This is a genomic window from Corallincola luteus, from assembly GCF_004336975.1.
In the GTDB taxonomy this organism is placed as follows: domain Bacteria; phylum Pseudomonadota; class Gammaproteobacteria; order Enterobacterales; family Neiellaceae; genus Corallincola; species Corallincola holothuriorum.
Map to the genome: position 1 here is coordinate 1327477 of NZ_SJXE01000001.1, position 24935 is coordinate 1352411.

Consider the following 24935-nt stretch of genomic DNA (forward strand, 5'->3'; position numbering starts at 1 on the left):
CTTTATGTTGAAACGTTGGGTCTCTTCCTTTTTTGACGCTTGGTTAGTTCGCCGTATTCCAGCCAGTGAAGAGATAGCGTTAAGTCAACGTAACATCTTTATCTTTCCTAGTAATTTCGGCTTGGCCTACCTCTTGACCACGCTGGCTGTGTACTTGCTGGGAACGAACTACTCAAACAATTTGGCCTTGTTTCTTGCTTTCTTTCTGGTGAGCATTTTTGTTGGCAGTATTTGGCATAGCTTTCGTAATCTTTCCGGGCTGCATCTATCCAGTGAGTCAGCTTCCGAAGGTTATGTTGGAGATTATGGAAGTTTCTATGTCCGAGCTAAAGCGTCTCAACCCCATATCCAGATCGCCCTCAAGTTTGGCACGGAAACAGCGAGTTACGTAACACTGACCGAACCAGAGGTTACTCGCGTAACTGTCGTTAAGAGGCTGACAAAAAGGGGGCGATTCAAGCCGGGACGCCTAACGCTAGAGAGTTACTACCCTCTAGGCTTGTTTCGCACTTGGACACACCTTGATCTCGGCCAAGCCACATTGGTTTATCCAAAGCCAATTGGTTGCCAACTGCCCCTGAGAGGCAGTCAATCAGGGCTAAATCAGGATGAGGGCGAAACAGCAACAGCCAAGGGCAATGAAGAGTTTGAATCTTTGCGTAGCTATCAGGCAGGAGAGTCGTTACGCCAAGTGGCTTGGAAGCAATATGCCCAGGGACGCGGCATGATGACTAAGCAGTTTGAGCAACCAGAACAGGAAACCTGTTGGTTAGTATTGGTGCATACGCCAGGGCGAGATATTGAAGAGCGTCTCTCCAAACTTTGCTACCGGGTGCAGGAGCTTAGCCGTCAAGGGGGCCTTTACGGGTTAGATTTAGGCACAGAGCGTATAATGCCCTCCTTGGGGGAGAAACATCGTCAAACATGCCTCAAGGCGCTTGCGCTTTTTGGCACAGGAGGAGAAGCATGACAGCGGTGGTGCCTTCGCAAGTGGATAGCCGGCGCTTGTTTTTCTGCCTGATGTTGGTTCACTGGGCGGTATTTCTGCCTATTTATGATCAGATCTATCCTCTTTTTTATTTCATCAGCCTATTTGCTATTGGTTGGCGAGCCGGCAGCCTGTGGCTAGGGTGGCGATTACCTAGCAAGTTTGTGGTGACCATTCTCAGCCTAGGTGGCGCAGTGGCATTGGTGTTGTTGGCTAGGCAGCTGGGTTTGCTAGCGACCATGATCAATTTGTTGCTGTTTGCTTACGCGCTTAAATTTATTGAGCTAAAGGGATTAAGGGATCTGTACACCCTTGTGTTGATTGGTATCTTTTTGGTTGGCGTCAGCTTTATTTTTCAGCAAGGCATGGGGATGGCTGCCTACCTGTTAGTGGTGACCCTGCTGAGTTTCTATTGTATGCATCTTTGTCAGTTGCCGGTGGTGCTTCAGGGCTACTCCTACTCCGCGATTTTTCGACAGCTGTTGGCGGCACTGCCTTTGGCACTGATCCTCTTCCTTATTTTGCCGCGACTAGGGCCATTGTGGAAAATGCCTGATGCGAAGAAGTCTGTCACTGGCCTAAGCGAGGAGGTAAGCCCTGGGGATATTGCTGAGCTGGGGCGTTCCAGTAAACTGGCATTTCGGGTGACTTTTGATCGCGGTGCAGGGGTTCGTCGGGATCAATTCTATTGGCGAGCCATGGTCCACGAGCAATTTACCGGACGCAGTTGGCGTTTAGATCCGACGGTGAAAACCTGGAGGCAGGATGTTCTGCGTGGCGCTGCCCGGCCAGAGTTTTATCCGGCTAAAGGCAGTAGCGTTTACTATACCATCATCGCAGAGCCGACTTTTCGCAATTGGTTGTATGGTCTGGATAACCCAAGAAGCGAAGACAGAAGTGTATTGAATGCGCCTGGCAACATTTTATACGCTAGACGAATTGTATCGAAAACCAAGCAGTATGCTGCTGCAAGCGTTATTAATGGCCAACAGAGTGAACTGTTGACTGATGAGCGACGCCAGCGCAATCTCGATCTACCTACCCGCGGCAACCCTGAAGCTAGGTTGTGGGCAGAGGAATTGGCAGCGAGTTATGATACTGCGGAGGAGATCAGTGATGTGATCCTGCAACGTTTTCGTCAGCAAGCATATTTCTACACCCTGCGTCCGCCGTTATTAGGTGATGATCCTATTGATCAATTTTTGTTTTCAACCCAAGCCGGATTTTGTGAGCATTACGCCAGCGCTTATGCCTTTGTAATGCGGGCCGCTGGCGTGCCTGCTCGGGTCGTGACGGGCTATCTGGGTGGCGAGTATAACCCTGGCGCAGATTATTACTCCATCTACCAATTCGATGCGCATGCTTGGGTTGAGATCTGGATCGATGGTGAGGGATGGCGACGGGTTGACCCTACTGCCGCAGTTGCGCCTGAGCGGGTGTTAGGCTCTCTAGAGGATGCTTTGGCAACGCCCGATGAGTTTGTCAGTGGTGATCCATTTAGTTTGGTACGTTATCGCAATATTGGCTGGATAACTGAGATGCGTCATTTGATGGCGCTGGTGGACTATCGTTGGACTGTTTGGGTGCTCAATTACAGTAATGAACAGCAATTGTCGCTATTGCGTCATCTGTTTGGTCAGTTGTCCCATTGGAAGATGGTATTTATTGGCTTGGGTAGTTTGCTTGCAGGAGCGGGATTGCTATTTGTTTTTGGCAAGATCAACTGGCAAAGGCCACGCTCACCAATGCAACGCTTTTGCCGGAAAGTACAGCGACGCTTGCTAGCCAAAGGTATTGCTAAAGATGACGGAGAGAGCTTTGCCAGCTATTTAGCCAGAGCGGCAGACCTGTTGCAGCAAGATGAATATCGACAGATCGCTGCTCACTATCGGGCGCTACGCTACCAAGCAATAGATGAAAGCAATCAACTTAGCCATTGGCAGTCCATGAAAAAAATATGGCGTAAGCTATGATTTAATTAATTTTTAATTGCATTTGGGAGTGCGAGCGTGAGTAAACCTTATGGTTTGACGAACAGCTTGATTATTGGTTTTGGGTTGCTCACCTCTATGCTGCTGCAAGCGAATGAAGCGCCAAGAGTGCTGCGTTTCATCAGTGACAGCGGCGTAACCTGCATGGGGCGCGTGGTTGTCACCTTTGAGGGGGCGCCGAACGAGGTCGAAAACTTGGGAGGGTCTGATCCATCGCTTTGTGGTGAGGTCACGGATGATGAGCAATTAGCACAGCTCCTGAAAGCTTTTAAGCACGTCCGTACTACTCCTGTGCTGTCATCAGCTATCGAGAAGGTAGATAGCTCGCAGCTTGCAGAGCGTATTTTGTCTCCGGTTCAGATAAGTGAAAAATCGCTGCGTGACCAGCAACGATTTATTATTGCCGCGGGTCTTAATTATGCAGACCATCGTTCCGAAACTGGATTTAGCAGTTCAGCCTCGGTGGACGACCTTCTGCTCTTTGCTAAACGCACAGAACCAACCGGGGCCTATCAGGATGTGCCTATTGGCTATCGCTTGGGAACGACAGAAAAAGTTGCCTTGCTTGATTACGAAGTGGAGTTAGCGCTCGTCCTGTTACAAGAAATCGATCTCAATAATTTGCCTGATGAATTTGTTTTCTCCCATAACATCGCCTTTATGGTCGCAAATGAATTATCTGATCGCGAGCCCATTATTATTGCGCCAGATACTGGCTATGTGCAGGGCAAGTCTCACCCCGGTTACCTGCCCTTGGGGCCATGGATGATCCATGGTAGTGATATAGAGCCGAGTTGGCGCCAGGGGGGGCGCCACAGTTTGACTCTGAGTCTGCTGGTGCAAGATGAAGGCGGCTTTATTATCCGTACACAGCAACAGGGGCTCAGCTCGCAAATGCTTTTTAATGGCTACCGTATCTTGCAGATACTTGCAGACAGATATCAGCGGCAATCTCTAACCTGTATGCGTGACCGCTATGGTGTTCCAGCAGCATTGCACCTGGCTGATGGCAAGTTGCCGGCAGGCAGTCTCATATTGACAGGAACGCCCGGTGGGACGGCGATTAAGGCGCCGTCACTGGCTGATAAGTTAGGTTTGTTTATTGATGCCGGGTTAAGTTTGAATGGTGCCCGAGCGTTGTTTTTGCAAAGGCAGATGGAAGCGGCTGATCATCTTGGTTACTTGCAAGTTGGAGACTTGGTTTATACAGCGATAGGTCGACTAGGTCGTCAGCGGTGGCAAGTCGTTGAGGGAGCAGGGCAACCGCCAATAGATAGTTGGCCAAGCTCATCTTGTGATTAACGCTGATAACGGCTGTGAGATAGGGACAGTATGAGAATGAAAAACGGCGACCTCAGTCGCCGTTGTTCATTTGCCAGTTAAGAACTGATCTGCGTGACATCCACATACAGGCGTAACATCTGACCTGGTTGCAGATATTTATTTTTATCCAATTGATTCCACTGCATAAGATCGCTTATCGATACTTTAAATTTTGAAGCGATGCGGGCGAGTGAATCGCCGGAACGGACTTTGTAGGCGATCTTCCTGGTGGTGGCGTTGCCATTACCTGTGGTTGCCGGCTTGCCTTTCTTCCAGATCACCAATTTTTGATTCAGACGTAAGGTATCGGTCGGCGCCATACCATTCCATTTAGCCAGTTGCCTGACATTTACCTTATGGCGTTTAGCTATCTCCCATAAGCTGTCGCCGCTTTTGACCTTATAGTCGATGCGCTGTGATGCCCGAGGTTTGGTTTGTGTTTTTGCTAACCGTTGGTCAGCACTGAAACCGTAGGAAGATAGCTCTGAAGCAGCAACAGGGATAAGTAGGTGTTCACCGACCCGTATGGTGTTGCCTTTGAGCTTATTGACATCCCTAATAACGCCCGTGCTTGTGTGATACTGCTTTGCCAGTTTGTTCAGACTGTCACCAGACTTAACCCGGTGGCGCACCCAGTTAAGGCGCTCAGTTCGTTCAAGGGATGCGAGTTTTGTCGTGAACTGTTCTGCTTTTTCAACAGGTATGAGTAACGCATGGGGGCCATCGGGTGAGGTGGCCCAGCGATTAAATGCCGGATTTAGCTTATGCAGTTGATCGACAGATAATCCGGCAAGATCGGCGGCTAACGCTAGATCGATTTGCGATCCAGTCTCGATTTCTACCACCTTGGGTTGATTGCTGATGGTCATCCAACTCATGCCATATTCGTCCCTACGTTTCAGCAGATCGCCCAAAGCGAGTAGCTTAGGCACATAGGCACGGGTTTCTTTTGGCAGTGAAAGAGACCAAAAATCGGTAGGTTTGCCGAGTCGCTTATTCTTTTTTATTGCGCTTCTTACCCGACCTTCGCCGGAATTATAAGCGGCGAGCGCATGCAGCCAGTCACCCTTGAAATAACGATTTAGATACTCAAGGTAATCGAGCGCCGCATCCGTTGACGCGCTGATATCGCGACGGCCGTCGTACCACCAGTTTTGGTCTAAGCCAAAGCGTTTACCCGTACCAGGAATAAACTGCCAGATACCGCTTGCTCGTCCATGGGAATAGGCGAAAGGATCAAATGCACTTTCGACAATAGGCAACAGCGCAAGCTCCAAAGGCAGGCCCCGTTGTTCGATCTTTTCAACAATCAGAAAAAGATAGGGATCTGCACGTTTTGCTACGCGATCCATATAGGAGGGGTGTTTCTTATACCAATTACGCTGACTGGTGACTCGTTTGTTGTCTGGCACCTCGATATGTAACTGGTCGGCAATGCGTAGCCAGAGATCATCATAGGTTGGTGGCAATGGTTCTTCGCTCACCGGTGTCGCGCTCAGCTCTTGTTCCTCTGGCATCTCGACAGCAGGAGGATCTGCTGGAATAACTTCTTCATCGACAGCGACTTCCGTTACGGCTGTGACAGGCGCAATAACGTCAGTTTGGACTTGGTTGTTGTCATTCGTGTCTGCAACTTGTGCAGTTGTGGTTGGCGTGCTCTGGCATCCAGCCAATAGAAGCGCTAACAGGGAAAAACTCGCGGAATACGGCAGCTTCATGGTGACCTCACATACTTCAGTGGCGGCACATGGTAAGGAGCATCGAAGAACGGATCAAGCTAATTGGTTAAAAATTGTCCTTCCAAGTTCTCAAACCAGCAAAAACCGCGCTTGGGGCCTTAACGGACTTTTCAAGATAGCCGCTGACAGCGGAGATAACTGTGATCTGGTCAACACGAAGGAAGGGGTTGATCTGTTTTTCTTGCTCTATTGTGCTGGGGATCGAGGGCTTATCTTGTTGGCGCAGGGCGCTGACAGAGGTTTGGTAGCTTTGCAGTGCGAGGTTGTCTGGTTCAACAGCCATTGCAAAGGCGAGGTTGGCCTGCGTATATTCATGGGCACAGTACACTTCCGTTGCGTCCGGTAGCGAAGCGAGCCGTTGCAGTGACTGGTGCATTTGGTCAGCTGTGCCTTCGAATAGGCGTCCACAGCCACCACTGAACAGGGTATCTCCGCAGAAAAGGCTATTTTCTCCGTAATAGGCTATATGTCCTAATGTATGTCCAGGTACTGCCAGTACTTTAAGCTTCAACCCTGTATCTGCAACATCGATGATTTCGCCGTGACTAAGTTGAATATCACTATGTTCAACAGCTTCCGCTTTGGGCCCATAGACTTTGATGTCAGGGTAGGTTTGGCGCAACTTGGCTACGCCACCGACATGATCGCTGTGGTGATGAGTGAGTAAAACAGCTTTTAGTTTAATTTGTTGCGAAGTTAAGAAAGCGATTACCGGCGCGGCGTCTCCAGGGTCAACGACAATACCGCCGTTAAGCGTGTGTAATAGCCAGATATAGTTGTCGCTAAACGCCTTAATCGGTGATACTTGTAGCATGTGAGACCTTGTAATAGTGGCAATCACTTAACCATTGATTATGCATTAAGGCTGATTGAATTGCAGCGTATGTTCAAAACTCACCGAGGCAATATTGCTCGCATGCAACCTGATACTTGGCAGCAGTTACCCCATGGGCTCTGGCTGCGTGGCTTAGCGGAAGAACGCCTCCGCCAGTGGTGGCCAAGGATGTTTGGCTATCATCTGTTAAAGCTAGGCGGGTTAAGTGCGCAATTGAGCCATGATGGCTGTCCCATTAAGCATGCTGTTAGCTTGGGGCGAAATCACGGTGATTATGGTATTACCAGCGCACTGGAGGCCTTGCCTGTCAGTGAATACAGTGTGGATGCTTGCTTGATGGCGTTTACGTTGAATTTTTCCTCTGATCCTCACCAATTGATGCGGGAAGCGCATCGCGTATTGATTGCTAACGGCCACCTGATCACGCTGACCTTTAACCCATACAGTTTATTAGGGGCGGCGAAATATTGTCCCGGAAATAAGAGCAAGCTGCCTTGGACGGGGCAGATGTTGTCTCCGCATCGCTTAAAGGACTGGATGCGATTGTTGGGGCACGAAGTTATATGGCAGGAGCCACTGTTTCATGGCTCCTTGTGTGGTCAGACGCCTGCTTGGCCATGGTGGGAGAGGTCTGCGGCCAAAGTGGTGGCACCAATGGCGGGGGCGTCTTTGCTTATTAGTCGTAAGCGAGAATTGCCCTTAACGCCCATTAGGCCGTTACGGGCTTACTCAAAGCGGATGAAAGCGCCGGCATTGGCTGGCCAAGTTCGCTCGAATACTCTGAAGTAATTGCCACTGATGTAGCGTCGCTATGACATCATGTTGCACTATCACCTGAACTGTTATCATCGATATTTGTTGATAGCTAGGCTGTTTCGTCGTTTGAAAATGTTGGATTGGAGTAACGCTAGATGAGTGCGAATGAACACCGTCAGGTCGTACTGGACACCGAAACCACCGGTATGAACCAGGGCGGGGGACCTATTTATCTCGGGCACCGAATTATCGAAATCGGTTGTGTAGAGGTGATTAATCGACGTTTAACTGGTCGGCATTACCACGTTTATATCAACCCAGATATGCCGGTTGATCCAGAAGCGATCCAAGTTCACGGCATCACTGATGAGATGCTGGCTGATAAACCTCGATTTGCTCAGATAGCCGATGATTTTGTCGAGTTTATTCGTGGTGCTGAACTGGTCATACACAACGCTCCGTTTGACGTCGGCTTCATGGATCATGAATTTTCGCGTTTATCCGGTGGCAACTATCAGCCCACCGCGGATTTTTGTGGTGTGCTCGATACATTGCTCCTGGCGAAGCAGACATATCCGGGGCAGAAAAATAACTTGGATGCCCTTTGTCGTCGTTTAGGTATCGATAATTCCCATCGAGAACTGCACGGTGCACTGCTTGATGCTGAGATCCTTGCTGACGTTTATCTACTGATGACCGGCGGTCAGACTAGCCTAGAATTGAGTGACTCCTCTGAAAGTGGCGGTGGCGACGGTAGCCAGATCCGCCGTTTAGGCGCGGATAGAACACCGTTGCAAGTTGTGATGGCGACCGCAGATGAGTTGAAAAAACATCAAGAAATTCTGGATCGTGTCGAAAAGAAAGCAGGAAGCTGTCTTTGGAGAGGCGAGGCTTAGGCCGAGACGTCGCACATTCATGACAAAAAAAAGTTTGGTTTTTAGATCTCTGAGCCTTTGTTGGGCGGCGTTAATGATGCTGCTTTCCTTTGCGAGTTTTGCGGATAACCTGAGTCCGCTGCTTAAAAATCGTTTTCGCCTTGATCACGGTATTGAAGAGATCACTTTGGTTATTTACCGTCACGACGGTTCTGCTCCGGTGGTTTTGATCCAGCCTGATGGCAGTAAGCTTTATGCGTCTCGTCATCCTGAAGAGTCGGTGGCTTGGTTTGATGATGCTGCTTTTGATCTCATTACAATCAAAAAGCCGATGGCTGGGCCGTGGCAGGTAGTTGGTAGTGTTGATCCGCGTAACCGCATGGTCACTATGTCCGATGTTTCTCTGGTGATGGATGCGCTGCCTGAAGAGCTTTATGTTGGCGAACGTCTGCGTTTAACGGCGAGGGTCGTTAACCGTGGGCAAACCATTGCTTTGGCACCGTTTGTCGCCGACTTAAAAATGGAGATATGGGCAAGAGCTGTCGGTTTAAGTAGTAGCTATGATCTCTCCTACAATGGCCTCAAGCTTGGAGAGTTTATCGACGATGGAACCGGGTTTGATGAGTCGCCTGGTGACGGTGTGCTTACTGGTACACTGGATCTGAATATCTCAGCTGACCAATATGAGATGAGCCTGCGTGTTTACAACCCCACCTTTGAACGTGTCACTAACCATTCGTTACGTCTTCTGCCTTCGCCGGTAACGGCTGATCTCGTTGTTGTTGAGGAAAAGCCTGTCGCTATCTACTTCCAATTTGATGGCAGCGCGGTTGAGTTAGATAACATTGCTCTCAGCGGCACTATTTTCGCGTCGGATGGCCGCGAACGAGAGTTTACGCTGTCCACACAGGGCCAAGATAATACCCAATTTTCACTTGCTGAATTGACCGAATCCGGTGACTACCGTATGGAGGCTGAAGTGTTTGGACGTTCGGTGACCACGGGACGGGATATGGCGTTGGCTACCAATGTTGTACGGTTTAGTGTTGTAAATCTGCCTCCGACCCCGCAGGAGCGTGTCGCTGAGGTTGTTGGTGGTGAAGCTCCTGAAAGAGTGCCTGAAGCCGGGTTAGGCCGTTTGATGGACCAGATCGATGAAGAGTTTAATCGTCAACTGTTCGAACTTAATCAGAAAGTTAATAAACCTCAGCCTAGCGTAAATTGGTGGTTGATCGCGGGTATTAATCTCGGGCTGTTGTTACTCGCTGCCATTATGATGTTTGTCTATAAATGGATGATGCTGCAAAAGACCAAAGCAGCGGCATTAGAAGCAGAAAAAAGCAAAGGACCAGAGGTTGAGGAGCTCGATGAAGAGCTAATTGACCTATCATTGCCTGAAGATTAACCGAACGGTAAAAAAGGTATTGACTCACCCTAGGCCAATCCGTATTATCCTCGCCGCGCTTGAGGGGGCTTAATCGCAGATGCCGCAAGGTTATCCTGTTGAGTTCCTTAGTTATTCTGGAGTGGTAGTTCAGTTGGTTAGAATACCGGCCTGTCACGCCGGGGGTCGCGGGTTCGAGTCCCGTCCACTCCGCCAACTCCCTTGCAACCTCAAGCAACCAGTTTTTCGGTGGAGTGGTAGTTCAGTTGGTTAGAATACCGGCCTGTCACGCCGGGGGTCGCGGGTTCGAGTCCCGTCCACTCCGCCAACTTATTTGTCGTGCTAGAGACTTGTAAAGTCCGTCACGAGGTCGGGGAAAGGGCATAGTTTGCTCTGTCTCTAACCAAGAGTTTGCTTTGCTAAGCGCCGCTGCTTAGTTGAGCTGTCGGGTTCAGCGGAGTGGTAGTTCAGTTGGTTAGAATACCGGCCTGTCACGCCGGGGGTCGCGGGTTCGAGTCCCGTCCACTCCGCCAACATCCCGTCAAAGATTTTGAGTAGTGATACTCACACCAGTTAGTGCGGAGTGGTAGTTCAGTTGGTTAGAATACCGGCCTGTCACGCCGGGGGTCGCGGGTTCGAGTCCCGTCCACTCCGCCAATTATTAAAAAAGCCTCGTTTTTACGAGGCTTTTTTTTGCCTCAAATTTACCCTCCATCTTTTGGTGATCTGCCACCCAAAATTGTCTTTTGGGTTAAAGGCTTTCCTGCGTCAGTGCTAATTTTGCTGCTGGTTTCTATTGCGATGAAGAGTCGATGGTTAAGGACACACAGCTACGCATGGCGAGCGCCACAGATCTTGCAGAGTTGAGGTCCTGGTTTAGCGCTTTGTCAGATCTTCGTTCGTGGGGAGGGCCAGAGATGGGCTGGGCCCGGGATGAAATAGATTGGTTGCACAAGTTACAGTGGCCTGACGCGCAAAGCTTTGCAATGCTCAACAGCCAACGTTTACTTGGCTTTGGACAACTGCGTTTTTCACTGGGGGAGAAGGGTGGTGGGTACTGTCACTTAGCGAGGTTGGTGGTCCATCCTGAAGCAAGGGGTCGCGGGTTTGGCATGCGCTTAGTAACGGGGTTGATGGCGCTAGGAGAGGCGCTGTGGCAACCAGATTACTACTCACTTTTTGTGTTTGAGAATAATCAGACGGCTTTATCGCTTTACTCCAAGCTTGGCTTTCAACAGGTGGGACATTATGGCGATAGACGCAGTGTGTTGCGCTTGGAAAAACGTGTGGGAACTGCAATTCAGCGCATCGGTTCGTAGACAAAAGAAAGCCCGGCACAGCCGGGCTTGGTATTAACTCCGGGGGAGAGGGTTATGCAGCTTTCTCTGATGAGCGCGCTTTACTATTAACCAGTGTTGATTTATCGGCGACTAACGCTTCATTTTCGAAGTCATCAACATTAATGGTGTAGAGGCGACCCTCTTCAGCCTGTTTCAGAAGCGCTGCCTCATCCTGCTCTATCCAGCCTTCAGCCAGTGCTTCATCAGCGATCCGGTCGAGGAAGATAAAGGGTATCTTTTTACCCTTCTTCTTGGCTATCGCATCAACAATAGGTTCCACTTTCAGGAGTAGGGCTAATGTACCCTCAAGACGACCGATGGGGTTGCCCTCTTCATCGGTTAGGTATTGACCATGTCCTAAGCGGCTTCGAGCTTCAGATGGGGTTTGCAGTAGTTCGGCCACCTTACGATCTAAGCTGTCACTAGGCTTGCGCAGTGGCGCGCCCCAAGGCATCAACAGCACCTTCAGGGTTGCTCCTAGCCAGCGAACAGGGAAATTATTCAATAGATCCCGTAGTGACTCCTGCAGCTTATATAACGCATCTTCTACAGCCCATTGCAGCAGTGGCAGATCTTCTTGCTGACGTCCCTCATCGTTAAAGCGTTTCAAAGCGCATGATGCCAAATAGAGTTGACTCAGTAGGTCGCCAAGGCGGGCTGAAATACGCTCACGGCGTTTTAGGTCTCCACCTAGGGTCGCCATACAAAGATCTGATAATAGGGCTAGATCAGCGCTGAAGCGGCTCATCTGCTTATAGTAGCGGCTGGTCTGATCCTTAAACGGCGATTTTGCCAATTTCGCTCCACTGAGGCCTAACCATGTGGCGCGGAAGAAATTGCTGATAGCAAAGCCAATATGGCCAAATACAGCGCGGTCAAAGCTGCCGAGCGCCTCTCGATCATCCGTTAGCATCGCTGCTTGCATCTCTGGCAAGACGTAAGGGTGACAACGGATCGCACCTTGGCCGTAAATCATCATCGAGCGCGTTAAGATATTTGCGCCTTCTACGGTGACAGCGATGGGACTGCCTTGATAAGCGCGAGCTAGGTAGTTAGCAGGCCCCATACAGACACCTTTACCACCGTGAATATCCATGGCATCGATGACTGTTTTTTGAGAGCGATCGGTCAGGTGATATTTACAGATCGCACCTAGAACGGATGGCTTTTCGCCTAAATCAATTGCCCCTGTGGTCATGGTCGTAACGCTGTCCATCAAGTAGGCATTGCCACCGATCCGTGCCAAAGGCTCCTGTATCCCTTCCATTTTGCCGATAGGCAGCTTGAATTGGCGACGGATCCGGGCGTATGCACCGGTTGCCATCGCAAGGCTTTTGGCTCCGCCAGCACTGTTAGATGGCAAAGTGATTGCGCGTCCCACGGAGAGGCACTCCACTAGCATGCGCCAACCTTGGCCAGCCATCTTAGGTCCGCCGATAATGTAATCGATGGGAACAAATACATCTTTACCGCGGGTCGGGCCATTTTGGAACGGAACATTGAGCGGGAAATGTCGACGTCCCGTTTCAACGCCTGGTGTCGATGTGGGGATCAATGCACAGGTGATGCCTAACTCTTTTTCATCACCCAGTAACCCGTCTGGATCTCGCAATTTGAATGCTAAACCTAACACTGTCGCAATCGGCGCTAGCGTAATATAGCGCTTATTCCAGGTCAGGCGCATGCCAAGCACCTCTTCGCCTTGCCATTGATCTTTACAGACGATGCCAAAGTCAGGGATCGCTCCGGCATCAGAGCCAGCCTCGGGGCTGGTTAACGCAAAACAGGGGATCTCTTTGCCTTGTGCCAAGCGGGGGAGGTAGTGGTTTCTTTGAACCTCGGTGCCATAGTGCTGAAGTAACTCACCGGGACCTAATGAGTTCGGTACGCCAACGGTGGAAGCTAACACGGCAGAGCTGCCTACCAATTTTTGTAGTACGCGACTTTGAGCATAGGCAGAAAATTCAAGGCCACCATACTCTTTCTTAATAATCATGGCGAAGAACTTATGTTCTTTCAGGAATGACCAGATTTCAGGAGGCAGATCTGCGCGCTCGTGGGTGATCTCCCAGTCATTGGTCATGCGGCAAACCTCTTCGACAGGACCATCGAGGAACGCTTGCTCCTCTGCACTGAGTCTCGGTGCGGGGTAATGATGCAGCTTGCTCCAGTCGGGTGCGCCGCGGAAAAGCTCTCCTTCCCACCATACGGTTCCTGCTTCGATGGCGTCTTTTTCAGTTGAAGACATCTCGGGCATGATGCTGCGGTAAACCTTTAGTAGCGGTTTGCTGATGTAGGTTTGCCTGATCGCTGCGATATTTAAGGGCAGTGCCAGAAGTGCGAATACTAACCATGACCATTGGCCTGCATCGCCACTGATCGTGGCTCCCACCAGTATGGCTGCAATGGCGCCAGTAAATGTGGCCAGTGACGCACGGTGGTACGCCAGGATACCAAAGACGACAAAGCCCGCCGCCAACCAGATGAGAACATTCATAGTGTCTCCTTTTTAATGTTTGCTATGAGTCCTGTATCTTATACAGGTCAGACCTCTTATCAGTTCATTATGGATGTAGATCAATGTTTTCTTCAACCCATGTGATTCACGGAAATGACAAATAGTTGCTTGATTCTTGTTATGTGTCTGAAATTTATCGATTTATTTTTGAGTGTCGATTGATTCTCGCTGCTGAAATGCTGCTTTCATCTGGTTAATTGAGGAAAGTCATTTAATTCGTCACAGTAATCAGTGAGTAACCTTGTTTGCTGTAGTAAAATCCGCGTCCACGAAAAATTGAGCGGAATAAAGAGGTAAGCAAGATTATGTGTGAACTGCTCGGCATGAGTGCCAATGTACCCACTGATATCTGTTTCAGTTTTTCTGGATTAATGCAGCGCGGCGGCAATACTGGCCCACACCGTGATGGATGGGGGATCACCTTCTATGAAGGGAAAGGCTGTCGTAGTTTTAAAGATCCTAATCCAGCGGCAGAATCTCGTATTGCTGAGCTGGTACAGAGCTACCCGATTAAGAGTCGCGCAGTGATTGGGCATATCAGGCTGGCTAACCGTGGTGGCGTTTGTTTGGAAAATACCCACCCGTTTACTCGGGACCTTTGGGGGCGATCGTGGACCTTTGCTCACAATGGTCAGTTGTCGGGCTATAAAAAGCTGCCTGTCGGGCAGCACTTACCTATTGGTTGTACTGATAGTGAACGAGCTTTCTGTTTTATTCTCAATGCGTTAACTGAAAAGTACAAACGCAAGCCGGGAAACATGCCGGCGGTATTCAAGTACATTGCGACTTTGTGTGATGAACTAAGGGCGATGGGGGTTTACAACATGCTACTCACTGATGGGGAGTATGTCATGGCGTACTGCAGCAACAATCTGCATTGGTTAACGCGTCGAGCCCCGTTTGGTGAAGCAGTGCTTAAAGATCAGGATTGGCAATTGGATTTTCATAAGGAAACCACGCCAGATGACGTGGTGACCGTGTTTGCTACCCAGCCACTCACCATCAATGAACAGTGGTACAAAATGGCGGCCGGTGAGTTTACTTTGTTTTGTCAGGGGGAGCAGATACTTTAAGCGCTGTTTTCAGCTCTGGGTGGGGGGCTTGCTTTAACCATTTGAAATGACTTATTTGCAGATCGGCTTGCTCTGAGCCGCCCTTGGCTTGCCATATTCGCGCAACCACATAGCCATACTCTTTGGCTAACCAAACATACGTCTGGCGTTTTTTGTTGCCGCGGATCCGTTCCAGTTTGACGGTAGCCAGTTTGCCAAATGGTGTTTCTAGCTCCTCTTCACCAATCAGTTTGAAGCGGTACTCTTTATTTTCTCCACTCATAATAATGGGGTAGGTGATATCTTTCACGCCGGCCTGAATGTCACGCATCATCTGAAACTGGTAACTGGCGCCATCGAGAACGCCTGACTGATAGACCGCCTCGAATTCGTCATAATCGCCGATCTCTTTTACTTTTTTTAGGCGGTGGTCAAATAACACGAAGGAGAGGTAGTCGGGGCCGGTGCCAGAGCGTTTTTGTTTATATTGCAAGGGAACGACGTGATCATCGAATACCTTAAACCAACTTTTTTCCTGACGCCGGTCCGAGAGAAATAGCCAGCTTACATCTGTGCTGGTTTCCAGATACCAAAGCCCATCCTCAACTTGCAGGAGTGAGCGCGAGCCTTTGCCATATTCACTGCCCCCTCTGAACACTTTGTATTCGGCTTGATAGGGGCGGATATCGAGCTCACTGCTCTGTGACTCAGGTGTACCCGAGTTATTCGCTTGGTCAGCGATAGTGGAGAAGGGAAGAAAAAAAAGGGCGCCTATCAGCGCCCGTTTTAGATTAGTCGTTTGCATAACCATCCGGCGGTAGGATATTTCCATCCAGTATCGCCTGTCCATCGCCCATCGACAAGCGTCCGCAGGCAAACCAGGTGACAACCATGGGATAGATCTGGTGTTCTTGTTCGTGAACACGGGCAGCCAGTTCGTCGACTGTATCTTCAGCAAACACTGGCACACGAGCTTGCAGGATCACAGGTCCACCATCGAGTTCTTCAGTAACAAAGTGTACCGACGCTCCATGCTCTTTATCACCCGCTTCAATGGCTCGCTGATGGGTATGCAAGCCTTGATACTTAGGTAACAAAGAAGGGTGGATGTTGAGCATTTTGCCGCTGAAGTTTGTAACAAACTCAGGGGTTAAAATACGCATAAAACCAGCCATCACCAGAAGGTCTGCTTGAAATTCGCTAATTAAAGTAATTAACGCCTTGTCATAGCTTTCTCTGCTCTCGAATGCTTTATGGTCAAGTACCTTGGCGGCGATATTTGCTGCGCGAGCACGCTGAAGACCGTAGGCATCAGATCGGTTGCTGACTACCGCAACGATTTCAGCGCCATCTTGAAGATGGCACTTATCGATGATCGCTTGCAGATTGCTACCGTTTCCAGATATCAGGACGACGATACGACAATTAGGCATCGCAGTTACACCATCTCAACCTGTTCTTCATCGCCAGTACGTTCAGCAATCTGACCTACTATCCACGCGCTTTCGCCAGCTTCATTCAATGCTGCCACGGCGGCTTCCGCTTCATTGGCTGATAACGCAATAACTAAGCCTGCGCCACAGTTAAATGTGCGATACATCTCGTGGGTTTCTACGTTGCCTTTTTCCTGCAACCAGTTAAAGATCTCTGGCCATTCCCAGCTCTTGCTATCAACAATCGCTTTGCAGGTAGCTGGCAGTACCCGTGGTATATTTTCCCAGAAACCACCACCCGTGATGTGGGAGATGGCGTGAATATTAAATTGTTCCATCAAGGCTAGTACGGGTTTTACATAGATACGGGTTGGCTCAAGTAAGGCATCAGCCAGTGTGCCGTTGCCAAATGCTTGCTGGGTATCCGCTTCGCTAACTTCCAGGATCTTACGGATGAGCGAGTAACCATTGGAGTGAGGGCCAGAGGAAGCCAGTGCGATCAGGGTGTCACCTGCGGCCACTTTGGTACCATCAATAACTTTAGATTTTTCAGCAACACCGACACAGAAGCCTGCGAGATCGTAATCATCTCCTTCATACATGCCAGGCATCTCTGCTGTTTCACCACCAATTAAAGCAGCACCAGCCAACGCACATCCATCACCGATACCTGATACCACATCGGCTGCCGTGTCGACATTCAATTTGCCGGTGGCGAAGTAATCGAGGAAGAACAGAGGCTCTGCACCCTGCACAATAAGGTCGTTAACACACATGGCGACTAAATCGACACCAACACCGCTATGACGGTTCAGGTCGATGGCCAGGCGCAATTTAGTGCCGACACCGTCGGTACCACTTACCAGTACTGGTTCTTTATATTTTTTCGGCAGCTCACACAGTGCACCAAAACCGCCTAATCCACCCATTACTTCGGGGCGTTGGGTTCGTTTTGCCACACCTTTAATACGGTCAACTAATGCATTACCTGCATCAATGTCGACACCTGCGTCTTTATAACTGAGTGATTGCTTCTGTTCGCTCACGGCTGCCTCATTTGGATCTTGGTCGTAATTTGGGCGCAATTCTAGCAGAGCATGGCGACGAAAGGGAGCAACTTGCGAAAGGTTCATTTATACGTTGTTATGGTATGATGCCGCAGCAACATACTGGACGGGTAAAATTCGTGGTGAAAGGAAGACTTTTCATACTGTTAATGCTGCTATTTGGCTTGTTTTCGGCTCGCCAAGCAGTGGCTATTGAAGTAAATAACCTCTATCAGGTCGACATTCTTGTTTCCGATAAAGGCTCAGCAGAGATGAACCAGGCACAAACGCAGGCTTTTAAAGTTGTGTTAGTACGTGTTGGGGGGACGTCTGCGGTGTTAGAAAACCCCTTAATTAAGTCTCAGCTGACGAAAGCACAAGATTATATGCTTCAGTATGGCTATCAGGAGTCTGAGCAGACATTTGTTAGTGTTCAGTTTGATAGTGAAAGAATTAATCGCTTATTGCGCCAAGCCAACGAAGGCGTCTGGGGCAACCGCCGTCCATTAGTGATGGTTTGGTTGGTTGAGGAGCAGGCTGGCGAGCGTCATATTTTGGCTGATAGCACAGCATCAGAGCTGCCTGGGCTTATCAAGCAGGCTTCTGATGAAAGAGGGATGCCATCGTTGCTTCCGCTAATGGATCTTGATGATGCTATGCAGGTCTCAGTCTCTGATGTTTGGGGGCGTTTCCAAGCTCCACTGGCACAAGCTTCAAGCCGCTATGCTGCCGATGCAATGATTGTTGCTAAGTTATTTCAGGCGGGTGATGCCTGGGTGCTCGATTGGCAGTTGTTGACTTTGCCTGATATGCAGCCGCTAAATGATGTTGGTCAGTCACAATTGACCGGAACACGTGAAGAGCTGATGACGGCGATGGTTAATCAGTTAGCTGATGACTTTGCGAGTAAATATGCGGTAACGGGCGGCTCACTGGCTTCTGATTCAATTACCATTACGGTCGTTAATGTGGAGCAACCCGATATCTATGTCGCCGTGATGAAGCAGCTAGCCTCACTAACTCAGGTGTCAGCGGTTGAGTTAGTGAGTTTAAATGGTGCCAGAGCGCAGTTCCGACTGGGCTTGTTGGGTGATCCAACATCAGTACTTGCAGCTATTGAACTGGATGAACACCTGGTGGTTGTGGCTGGGGATGATATTACCCAAGAGAGTCAGGAGTATGCTTGGCTACCATGACTATTTGTTGGTGATACGAGCTTGAGTACGTTTGACAAACAGCTGCCATTGGCACTGAATCTGCCTGATGACGAAACATTTGCTAGCTATTACGGCGCGGCAAATGACTCGGTCGTAGAGCAGCTGAAGCTATTGCTAGACAAAAATGAGCAGCCATTTTACCTGTGGGGTGCGGCGGGCTGTGGCAAATCTCATTTGTTGCACGCTGCATGTGCCGATGGGGCAAACCGGGGGATGCAAGTCGCCTACCTACCGATGTCTATCTCATCTCAAATTAGTCCCATTATGTTTGAGGGACTCGAGCAATTGGATCTGGTTGCTATTGATGATGTGGATCATATCGCAGGAGATGCTGTTTGGGAGAGCGCGTTATTCGATCTCTACAATCGTGTCGGAGAGTTAGGCCAGGCTCGACTTTTGATGTCAGCCAAAGGAGCGCCCCGAACCTGTGGTTTTCAGCTGCCAGATCTGGGTTCCCGTTTAGACTGGGGCCTGGTTGCCAAACTTAGCTCTTTGGATGATGAGCAGAAAGTCGCCATGTTGATGCAGCGCGCGCAAAACCGTGGCATGAAGATGCCTGATGAAGTGGCTCGCTTTTTACTCAACCGAGTAGCTCGAGAGATGGGGGCGTTAACTGAGACATTGGATACGCTTGACCGTGCCTCGATGGTGGCGCAGCGAAAATTAACCGTGCCGTTTGTTAAGCAGGTATTATCACTCTAATTCTAGCTATCGTTCAGGAACCGTTTTTACTCTGCTAGGGGTAACGGTTTGCCATGATATCTTAAGCGTTCAATCCCTTGCTCTTTCTTATCTCTATTGGTTCTTAAATTTTTGTTTTCTTGAGGGCCAAGTAGCAGGTTGTCAGCCCATGAATCGCCCATATTCATCGGTATGGGGGTGATCAGACTCTCTACAACGCTATGCGGATCCAATTCAGACAGAATGTTCTCCAATACCCATGTCGCCCGTTCGGTAATCCAAGGTTCGGCGATGCGCCCGCGTTGTCCCCAATTGACGATGTAGTCACTGCTCGATGCTTCTTCATCGCTTGGATTATTGGTGATCGCCACATCCCGTTGTACTGATAAGCGATATTGCATCATCAACTCTTCAAATAGCATGGCCAGATCTTCCCGCTCAGAACTGTAATTATAAAAATCTACAGCGCCATCGGGTGGGAACATCAGGGCTACATCTTCGGGAAGTAATTCCTCTTGCTCAGGTGTTGGATCGATGCCCCTGAACGCCACTTGGGCAAGTTCGGTCATTGCGTTTGACTGCAGCGGTGATCGTTCTGTGAGTTGCTCAGATAACCAGTCCAGTTGATAGACAGCAGATAAGACGGAGTCTTGAGGAGCCAGTTGCCCGTGAGTTGCGGGTGGAAAGAAATCGTTAGCATGTGCCAACTCGTGATAGAGCAGGGCGCTAAAGCGGTTGGTGATATCGCTAAGCTCCCGTGTTGCTCTATTATCTCGCGGCACTCTAGTGTAGGCGTATTCGTCGTTTTTAGTGTAGCGCCACAGCATATCGAATTGCAGTGAACCGCCAAACCCGCTTCGGTAATCCGGTTGTTCGTTAATCAGATCTCGTTCTTGTGCTGTGCGCCAAAGGTTCTCTGGATCGAGATAGATAGCCCCTGTTGCCGCCCAATAGAAAGAGGGACGGATATCATAACTAATGACGATGGCTGTCACCGCGCTTAACAGATGATGAAAATCAGTGTGAGGTTGTGCGCTCAGAAAATCCTCAAATGCCTTACCCATCCATTCATGGGAAACAACAACTCGCTGCATTATCTGATCGGTTGTTGGGTACGCTAAGCCGTTGGCTTGAGCCTCGGCAGCAAGAAGTGGTAAACGTGCCAATAAGCAACTCTGGGTTAAGCTGTTGTTGTACACACAGGTGCTCAGAGCATCACTATAACGACCGTCTAGATAGGGGAAGGTGTGCGCCAGTGGCTCATCAAAATAGGCATTACCTGAGGGGACTGCTGACGGTAATACTTGTACCCAAACTTCATCGGTATATGTTGCCCCGGTAGGGGCAGTGCCGTTGGCGACAAATGAAAGCAGGCTCGGCTCACTTACGATTGGTGCGGTCACAAATAGTAGCTCTTCTGCTGATTCCGTTAATGCTGTTGGACCGCTAGTTTGCTGCCAGGAGACTTCAGTGACGGTTTGACCACTCATTAAAGCCGCTCGCAGAGAGAACTCACTACCCGCAGCGACGTTTCTGTCCCGCCTGATCAGTAGTTGCTCTTCAGAGATTTCGCTGCTGAGCTCGAGTTGTTGTTCTGTTAGTTCTCCATCTAAGTGATAACTTACTTGAAATCTATATGACGCAGGCGTTGTATCAAGTTCGACGCCAAGCAAACTCTGCCGTTCATCAAAAATAGGTACCCTTGGGCCATCTATTTGTTGCCAGTGAATATTGGTGATCTCCGAGCCATTCAGACTAAGGGCGATAGATGCTCCGCTGCCTAGGGGCAAGGGCTGGAGAATGGTGACTTTAGCTTCTTCCGGTGAAGGAGAGACAAGCTCTACCGCTGCATCATTGCTTCCTCCGCCGCAGGCCACTAGTAGCAGGACACTTATTAAGGTGACAGAAAACTTTTTGGCATCGGTGATCATTATTCATCTCACTTGGATCGTGCTTACTTGGGCTGCTTTCGCTTTTTTAAGCCAAGGCCTAACTCTCTTCCGCGGTGGCGTGCAAAGTAGACACAGCCAATAAAAGCGCCGGTGCTGAGGATAATTTCAATCAGTGCCCACCAAGCCTCTCCAGGGTTGGAATAGATAGCCGTTAGACCATGGCCTAGGTAGCAAACGATGATGAAATTAGCCCAAGCGTACGTGTATGGCTTTCCGGTCAGTAACCCAGGTAAAGGCAGCAGCAGTGGTAAACAGCCAATAAAGAGAATGAACCCCACTGACATTTCAGGGTGAGGAGCTAGGACAAAATGCCAGAGCGGAACCCAGAGGACTAAGCCTAAATAGCAGGATAAGGCCAGTTGTTGAAAACGGCGGGTAGTTGTTTCAATTTTGCTCATGTATTTAGCTGCTCGGATTCACTTTAAAGGATAGAAAGGACATTTTCTGGCGGGCGTCCAAGGATCGCTTTGCCTTCGCTGACGACGATGGGTCGTTCGATTAACTTAGGATTTGCGACCATCGCTTCGAGCAATTGCTGTTCCTGTTCAACGTTGGCCAACGCTAATGTTGAATAGATCTCTTCTTTGGTTCGCATCAAATCACGTGGCGATAAGCCCAATTGAGCAAGTAGCTCCTGCAGTGCGGTCACCGAGGGCGGGTTTTTTAAATACAAGATGATGTTTGGAGATATCCCCTGTTGTTCGATCAACTTGAGCGTTTCACGGGATTTTGAGCAGCGTGGATTGTGGTAAATAGTAACTGATTTCATAGTGACTCTTTTAACTAAATCAGCTGACGGTTGGCCGCCAGCATATACATTGATACATGAAGTACGGTAGGTGTTAAAGGTTCTTCAACTGAGTTTCTAATTCGCGGAATTGCCGGATCCGTTCTTCCACACGTGATTGTTCTATAACATTCCCTTCCAATAAAGGGTGTGCCATATGCAGTTCTTTGATCGCTCTGGAAAATGCGCCAACGAGAGCGAACTGTTCTGCCTTCGCTTGGTGCATTTGTGCTTGCTTGCCTGCGCCTTGATAGGCTTGAATCATCATGCTGTAAACCAGCATGTTGTCCTTTGCTAAAGGCTGGAATTTTTCCAGTAAGCTTGCCGCGTCGGTAAATTTTTGTTGCTCTATATAGACAGATGCGAGATTAATATTGATGACATTACTGTCAGAGCGGAGCAAAAGTTGTTGCTGTAAGCGTTCTTCTGCGCCTTTGTAGTTTCGGGCTCTGACATCTAAATCTGTTAACGTGTCTATGTAGTAGAGGTTATTTGGGTCATTTTTATTGAGGCGTGTGAGCAGTTCTCTTGCTTTATCGGCATTTCCGGTGTCGGTGAGTGCCAGCGCATAGCCATACTCTGCAGCCTCCCTAATGTTGTAGGTTTGCTTTTGCAGTGCCCGCTGCATGGTGTTCAGTATGATTTGCGGTTTTTCTGGATTGAAGCGCACTGTCACCCGCGCTTTCGCGAGTTCAAATTGCAAAGAGGCTTTCTTTGAAGCTTTGGGATATTGTTCTGCACGGTTTCTCGCATCGGATATCCGTGATTCGGGTAAAGGGTGAGTCAAGAGCATTTGTGGTGGCTTGCTGGAAAAACGATATTTTGCTGCCATCTTGCCAAAAAATTCCGGCATACCTCTGGGATCGAAACCGGAAGCCGCAAGATTTTTTATCCCTATGCGGTCAGCTTCTTCTTCATTGGCGCGGGTGTAATTGATGCTGGACTGCTGACTTGCGGCCATAGTGCCAGAGATGCCCGCCATTCCAGCTTGTGGATTAACGATAGCCAGCAAAATTGAGCCAGCTAACGCTGCCATGGTTGCAGGCGCTGCTTTAGCTTGAGCCTCCATCATTCTGGCAAGGTGACGTTGTGTGACGTGCGCAATTTCGTGGGCAAATACGGATGCTAATTCGCTCTCCTGGTCGGCGTATAGGAACAATCCGGTGTTAATGCCGATATGACCACCAAAGAAGGCGAATGCATTAATCTCTGGATTATTAACCAAGAAAAAGGTGTAGGGGAAATTGATTGAACTGGCGTTGGCGAGCAGACGATAGCCTAGTTGCTGTATATAGTCGGCAAGCAATGGATCGTTAACTAGTGGCTGTGTGCCACGCATTTGGCGCATATAAAAATCGCCAATAATAGCTTCTTTTTGCAGGGTTAAGGTGCCAACAGCAGCAGTGCCTATGTCGGGTAAATCATTGGCTCTGGCGGTTTGCCCTAGGCAAAAAATAGCTACCGCAACGGCCGAAGCCAATGCTATCTTGCGACGCAAAGGCGCAATTCCTTGCTTGAGTGTGTTGACGTATTTCAGAGTGACACCTATTAACACTTCTCGATATTATTGTAATTACAGTAACGTGTGAGTGGAAACAAGTCCATGCACAGGTAAAATTACCACTGTTTCTTCATCTAACTTGAGGCCAGACAGCTTTTTCGCTGAAATATCGCTTTGCAACACGACTATCTTGAACTCGATCTGAAAGGACTGCGCTGTCCACAGACACTAATTGACAGTAAATTGGCCATGGGAAAGCTCAATATCGGTGATGTTTTGGTTATTCTGTTAGATGACTCTAGCTCTGCCAGTGACATTCTCGATTATGCCCACCGTAGGGGATTCTCTGCTAATACTATTGAACGTCAAAGCGGCTTGGCTTTGACGGCAATTGAAATAACTATTTCTCAGGAGAGCCGTTTTCATGTTTGAAATGCTCAACCGATGGTACCGTCGTAAGTTTTCTGATCCCGCCGCAGTGACATTGATGTTCATACTGCTTATGGGGTTTGCCATTATCTACTTTCTTGGCGGCCTACTGGCACCCATTTTAACAGCCATCGTTTTAGCTTACTTACTTGAATGGCCGGTTAGTCAGTTGACCAAAAGGAAATTACCTCGAGGGTTCGCTGCAACCATTGTGTTGTTGGCATTTTTGGGCCTCAGTTTATTGGCCATTCTTGTTGTTGTGCCAATTATCTGGCAACAAGCAAGCACACTTGTGACAGAGCTGCCCACCATGATAGGAGAGGCGCAGGTTTATCTGTCTGGATTACCTGAACGCTACCCGGGTCTAATCCAAATGGAGCAGATCGATAATGTGGTAACAACACTCAGAACTCACCTTCTGGATATGGGGCAAGGGATTATCTCTATGTCTTTGAACTCACTCGTATCATTAGTTGCTCTGTTGGTTTATGCGATTTTAGTGCCTCTGTTGTTGTTCTTTTTCTTAAAAGATAAAGAGTTTCTGCTCAAAAGCATTGATCGTTTTTTACCTACTAATCGGGATTTGGCGTATAAAGTGGGTCATGAAATGAACGGCCAGATCATGAACTATATTCGCGGCAAGGTGATTGAGATATTGATTGTTGGCGGTGCCAGTTATATTACCTTCGTTGTCATGGGGCTTAGATATCCTGCACTGTTGGGCTTACTAGTCGGATTGAGTGTGCTGATCCCATATATTGGTGCCACGGTGGTGACGATCCCAGTGGCGATGGTTGCACTTTTCCAGTGGGGCGTGAGCTCAGAGTTTTGGTATCTGATGTTGGCTTATTCGATTATTCAGATGCTTGATGGGAATGTACTGGTACCGGTTCTATTTTCTGAGGCGGTGAACTTACATCCTGTCGCTATTATCGTTGCGGTACTCTTTTTCGGTGGCATTTGGGGGTTCTGGGGGGTGTTCTTTGCTATCCCGCTGGCAACCTTGGTCAAAGCTGTCGTGAATGTGTGGCCGAGTCACTATGTGGCTAAGGAACAGAAAGACGATTCGGCTGTATCCGCATAACGTG

At 49.1% G+C, this 24935-nt stretch carries 22 protein-coding genes and 4 tRNA genes; 16 read left to right on the plus strand and 10 right to left on the minus strand.

Annotated elements, in window-relative coordinates:
* The first annotated feature begins 4 nt into the window (after nucleotides 1-4).
* Genes EZV61_RS05890 through EZV61_RS05900 form a run of 3 tightly spaced genes read left to right on the plus strand, consistent with a single transcriptional unit; the run spans nucleotide 5 to nucleotide 4281 of the window.
* A complete protein-coding gene (locus tag EZV61_RS05890) occupies nucleotides 5-970 on the plus strand; it encodes a DUF58 domain-containing protein (protein WP_131414604.1) in 966 nt (321 codons plus the stop codon).
* Nucleotides 967-2961 carry a transglutaminase TgpA family protein gene (locus EZV61_RS05895; protein ID WP_165569538.1) on the plus strand — a complete coding sequence of 665 codons (1995 nt, stop codon included), beginning with the start codon at nucleotides 967-969 and terminating at the stop codon, nucleotides 2959-2961. Before EZV61_RS05890 ends, EZV61_RS05895 begins: the two co-directional genes overlap by 4 nt.
* Nucleotides 2962-2997: 36 nt before the next feature.
* A complete protein-coding gene (locus tag EZV61_RS05900) occupies nucleotides 2998-4281 on the plus strand; it encodes a fumarylacetoacetate hydrolase family protein (RefSeq protein WP_131414606.1) in 1284 nt (427 codons plus the stop codon).
* A gap of 77 nt (nucleotides 4282-4358) precedes the next feature.
* Here the strand turns inward: EZV61_RS05900 and EZV61_RS05905 are convergent, their stop codons facing one another.
* Both EZV61_RS05905 and gloB read right to left on the minus strand, forming a co-directional pair.
* Entirely contained in the window at nucleotides 4359-6020 is a 1662-nt protein-coding gene (locus tag EZV61_RS05905; protein WP_131414607.1) for a lytic transglycosylase, read from the minus strand.
* A gap of 67 nt (nucleotides 6021-6087) precedes the next feature.
* On the minus strand, nucleotides 6088-6855 hold the full coding sequence (gene gloB, locus EZV61_RS05910; protein WP_131414608.1) for a hydroxyacylglutathione hydrolase: 768 nt from the start codon (nucleotides 6853-6855) through the stop codon (nucleotides 6088-6090).
* Nucleotides 6856-6924: 69 nt separating this feature from the next.
* On the opposite strand from gloB, the gene EZV61_RS05915 reads away from it, so the two are divergent.
* The 8 genes from EZV61_RS05915 (at nucleotide 6925) to EZV61_RS05950 (ending at nucleotide 11210) form a co-directional block, all read left to right on the plus strand.
* The gene (locus tag EZV61_RS05915; protein WP_131414609.1) at nucleotides 6925-7665 is read left to right on the plus strand and encodes a class I SAM-dependent methyltransferase; all 741 of its coding nucleotides are present in this window, start codon (nucleotides 6925-6927) and stop codon (nucleotides 7663-7665) included.
* A 122-nt stretch (nucleotides 7666-7787) separates the two neighbouring features.
* A complete protein-coding gene (gene dnaQ, locus EZV61_RS05920) occupies nucleotides 7788-8528 on the plus strand; it encodes a DNA polymerase III subunit epsilon (RefSeq protein ID WP_114337812.1) in 741 nt (246 codons plus the stop codon).
* A 73-nt stretch (nucleotides 8529-8601) separates the two neighbouring features.
* A complete protein-coding gene (locus EZV61_RS05925; RefSeq protein ID WP_131414610.1) occupies nucleotides 8602-9912 on the plus strand; it encodes a hypothetical protein in 1311 nt (436 codons plus the stop codon).
* A gap of 118 nt (nucleotides 9913-10030) precedes the next feature.
* Nucleotides 10031-10107 (plus strand) — tRNA-Asp (locus EZV61_RS05930).
* Between the two features lie 35 nt (nucleotides 10108-10142).
* Nucleotides 10143-10219 (plus strand) — tRNA-Asp (locus tag EZV61_RS05935).
* A 128-nt stretch (nucleotides 10220-10347) separates the two neighbouring features.
* A tRNA-Asp gene (locus tag EZV61_RS05940) sits at nucleotides 10348-10424 on the plus strand.
* Nucleotides 10425-10471: 47 nt separating this feature from the next.
* Nucleotides 10472-10548, plus strand: a tRNA-Asp gene (locus EZV61_RS05945).
* Between the two features lie 155 nt (nucleotides 10549-10703).
* Entirely contained in the window at nucleotides 10704-11210 is a 507-nt protein-coding gene (locus EZV61_RS05950) for a GNAT family N-acetyltransferase (RefSeq protein ID WP_131414611.1), read from the plus strand.
* A gap of 52 nt (nucleotides 11211-11262) precedes the next feature.
* On the opposite strand, the gene fadE is transcribed toward EZV61_RS05950, so the two are convergent.
* Nucleotides 11263-13728: an acyl-CoA dehydrogenase FadE gene (gene fadE / locus EZV61_RS05955; protein ID WP_131414612.1), complete on the minus strand. Its 2466-nt coding sequence runs from the start codon at nucleotides 13726-13728 to the stop codon at nucleotides 11263-11265.
* 326 nt (nucleotides 13729-14054) lie between these two features.
* On the opposite strand from fadE, the gene EZV61_RS05960 reads away from it, so the two are divergent.
* Nucleotides 14055-14822 (plus strand): class II glutamine amidotransferase, encoded by a 768-nt coding sequence (locus tag EZV61_RS05960; RefSeq protein WP_131414613.1) that lies wholly within the window; start codon nucleotides 14055-14057, stop codon nucleotides 14820-14822.
* On the opposite strand, the gene EZV61_RS05965 is transcribed toward EZV61_RS05960, so the two are convergent.
* The 3 genes from EZV61_RS05965 to purM are packed head-to-tail and all read right to left on the minus strand — an operon-like array spanning nucleotide 14788 to nucleotide 17280.
* Nucleotides 14788-15606, minus strand: coding sequence for a DUF3108 domain-containing protein (locus EZV61_RS05965; RefSeq protein WP_165569539.1), 819 nt, complete (start codon nucleotides 15604-15606; stop codon nucleotides 14788-14790). The two genes, EZV61_RS05960 and EZV61_RS05965, sit on opposite strands and share 35 nt — an antisense overlap.
* Nucleotides 15593-16234 carry a phosphoribosylglycinamide formyltransferase gene (purN, locus tag EZV61_RS05970; RefSeq protein WP_131414615.1) on the minus strand — a complete coding sequence of 214 codons (642 nt, stop codon included), beginning with the start codon at nucleotides 16232-16234 and terminating at the stop codon, nucleotides 15593-15595. Before purN ends, EZV61_RS05965 begins: the two co-directional genes overlap by 14 nt.
* 5 nt (nucleotides 16235-16239) lie before the next feature.
* Complete coding sequence (gene purM / locus EZV61_RS05975) at nucleotides 16240-17280, minus strand: phosphoribosylformylglycinamidine cyclo-ligase (protein ID WP_170308593.1); 1041 nt, start codon at nucleotides 17278-17280, stop codon at nucleotides 16240-16242.
* Nucleotides 17281-17309: 29 nt separating this feature from the next.
* On the opposite strand from purM, the gene EZV61_RS05980 reads away from it, so the two are divergent.
* Nucleotides 17310-18476, plus strand: coding sequence for a DUF2066 domain-containing protein (locus EZV61_RS05980; protein WP_170308594.1), 1167 nt, complete (start codon nucleotides 17310-17312; stop codon nucleotides 18474-18476).
* A gap of 21 nt (nucleotides 18477-18497) precedes the next feature.
* Entirely contained in the window at nucleotides 18498-19199 is a 702-nt protein-coding gene (hda, locus tag EZV61_RS05985; RefSeq protein WP_114337821.1) for a DnaA inactivator Hda, read from the plus strand.
* Between the two features lie 26 nt (nucleotides 19200-19225).
* Here the strand turns inward: hda and EZV61_RS05990 are convergent, their stop codons facing one another.
* The 4 genes from EZV61_RS05990 to bepA form a co-directional block, all read right to left on the minus strand.
* Complete coding sequence (locus tag EZV61_RS05990; protein WP_131414617.1) at nucleotides 19226-21109, minus strand: hypothetical protein; 1884 nt, start codon at nucleotides 21107-21109, stop codon at nucleotides 19226-19228.
* Between the two features lie 23 nt (nucleotides 21110-21132).
* Nucleotides 21133-21528 carry a DUF2069 domain-containing protein gene (locus tag EZV61_RS05995; protein WP_131414618.1) on the minus strand — a complete coding sequence of 132 codons (396 nt, stop codon included), beginning with the start codon at nucleotides 21526-21528 and terminating at the stop codon, nucleotides 21133-21135.
* A gap of 23 nt (nucleotides 21529-21551) precedes the next feature.
* The gene (gene arsC / locus EZV61_RS06000; protein ID WP_131414619.1) at nucleotides 21552-21899 is read right to left on the minus strand and encodes an arsenate reductase (glutaredoxin); all 348 of its coding nucleotides are present in this window, start codon (nucleotides 21897-21899) and stop codon (nucleotides 21552-21554) included.
* A 73-nt stretch (nucleotides 21900-21972) separates the two neighbouring features.
* The gene (gene bepA, locus EZV61_RS06005; protein WP_240695150.1) at nucleotides 21973-23415 is read right to left on the minus strand and encodes a beta-barrel assembly-enhancing protease; all 1443 of its coding nucleotides are present in this window, start codon (nucleotides 23413-23415) and stop codon (nucleotides 21973-21975) included.
* Nucleotides 23416-23592: 177 nt separating this feature from the next.
* On the opposite strand from bepA, the gene EZV61_RS06010 reads away from it, so the two are divergent.
* Both EZV61_RS06010 and EZV61_RS06015 read left to right on the plus strand, forming a co-directional pair.
* Nucleotides 23593-23850 carry a sulfurtransferase TusA family protein gene (locus EZV61_RS06010; RefSeq protein WP_165569540.1) on the plus strand — a complete coding sequence of 86 codons (258 nt, stop codon included), beginning with the start codon at nucleotides 23593-23595 and terminating at the stop codon, nucleotides 23848-23850.
* Nucleotides 23843-24931, plus strand: a complete 1089-nt coding sequence (locus tag EZV61_RS06015) for an AI-2E family transporter (RefSeq protein ID WP_131414621.1) — start codon at nucleotides 23843-23845, stop codon at nucleotides 24929-24931. The genes EZV61_RS06010 and EZV61_RS06015 overlap by 8 nt, the downstream gene beginning before the upstream one ends.
* The last annotated feature ends 4 nt before the right edge of the window (nucleotides 24932-24935 follow it).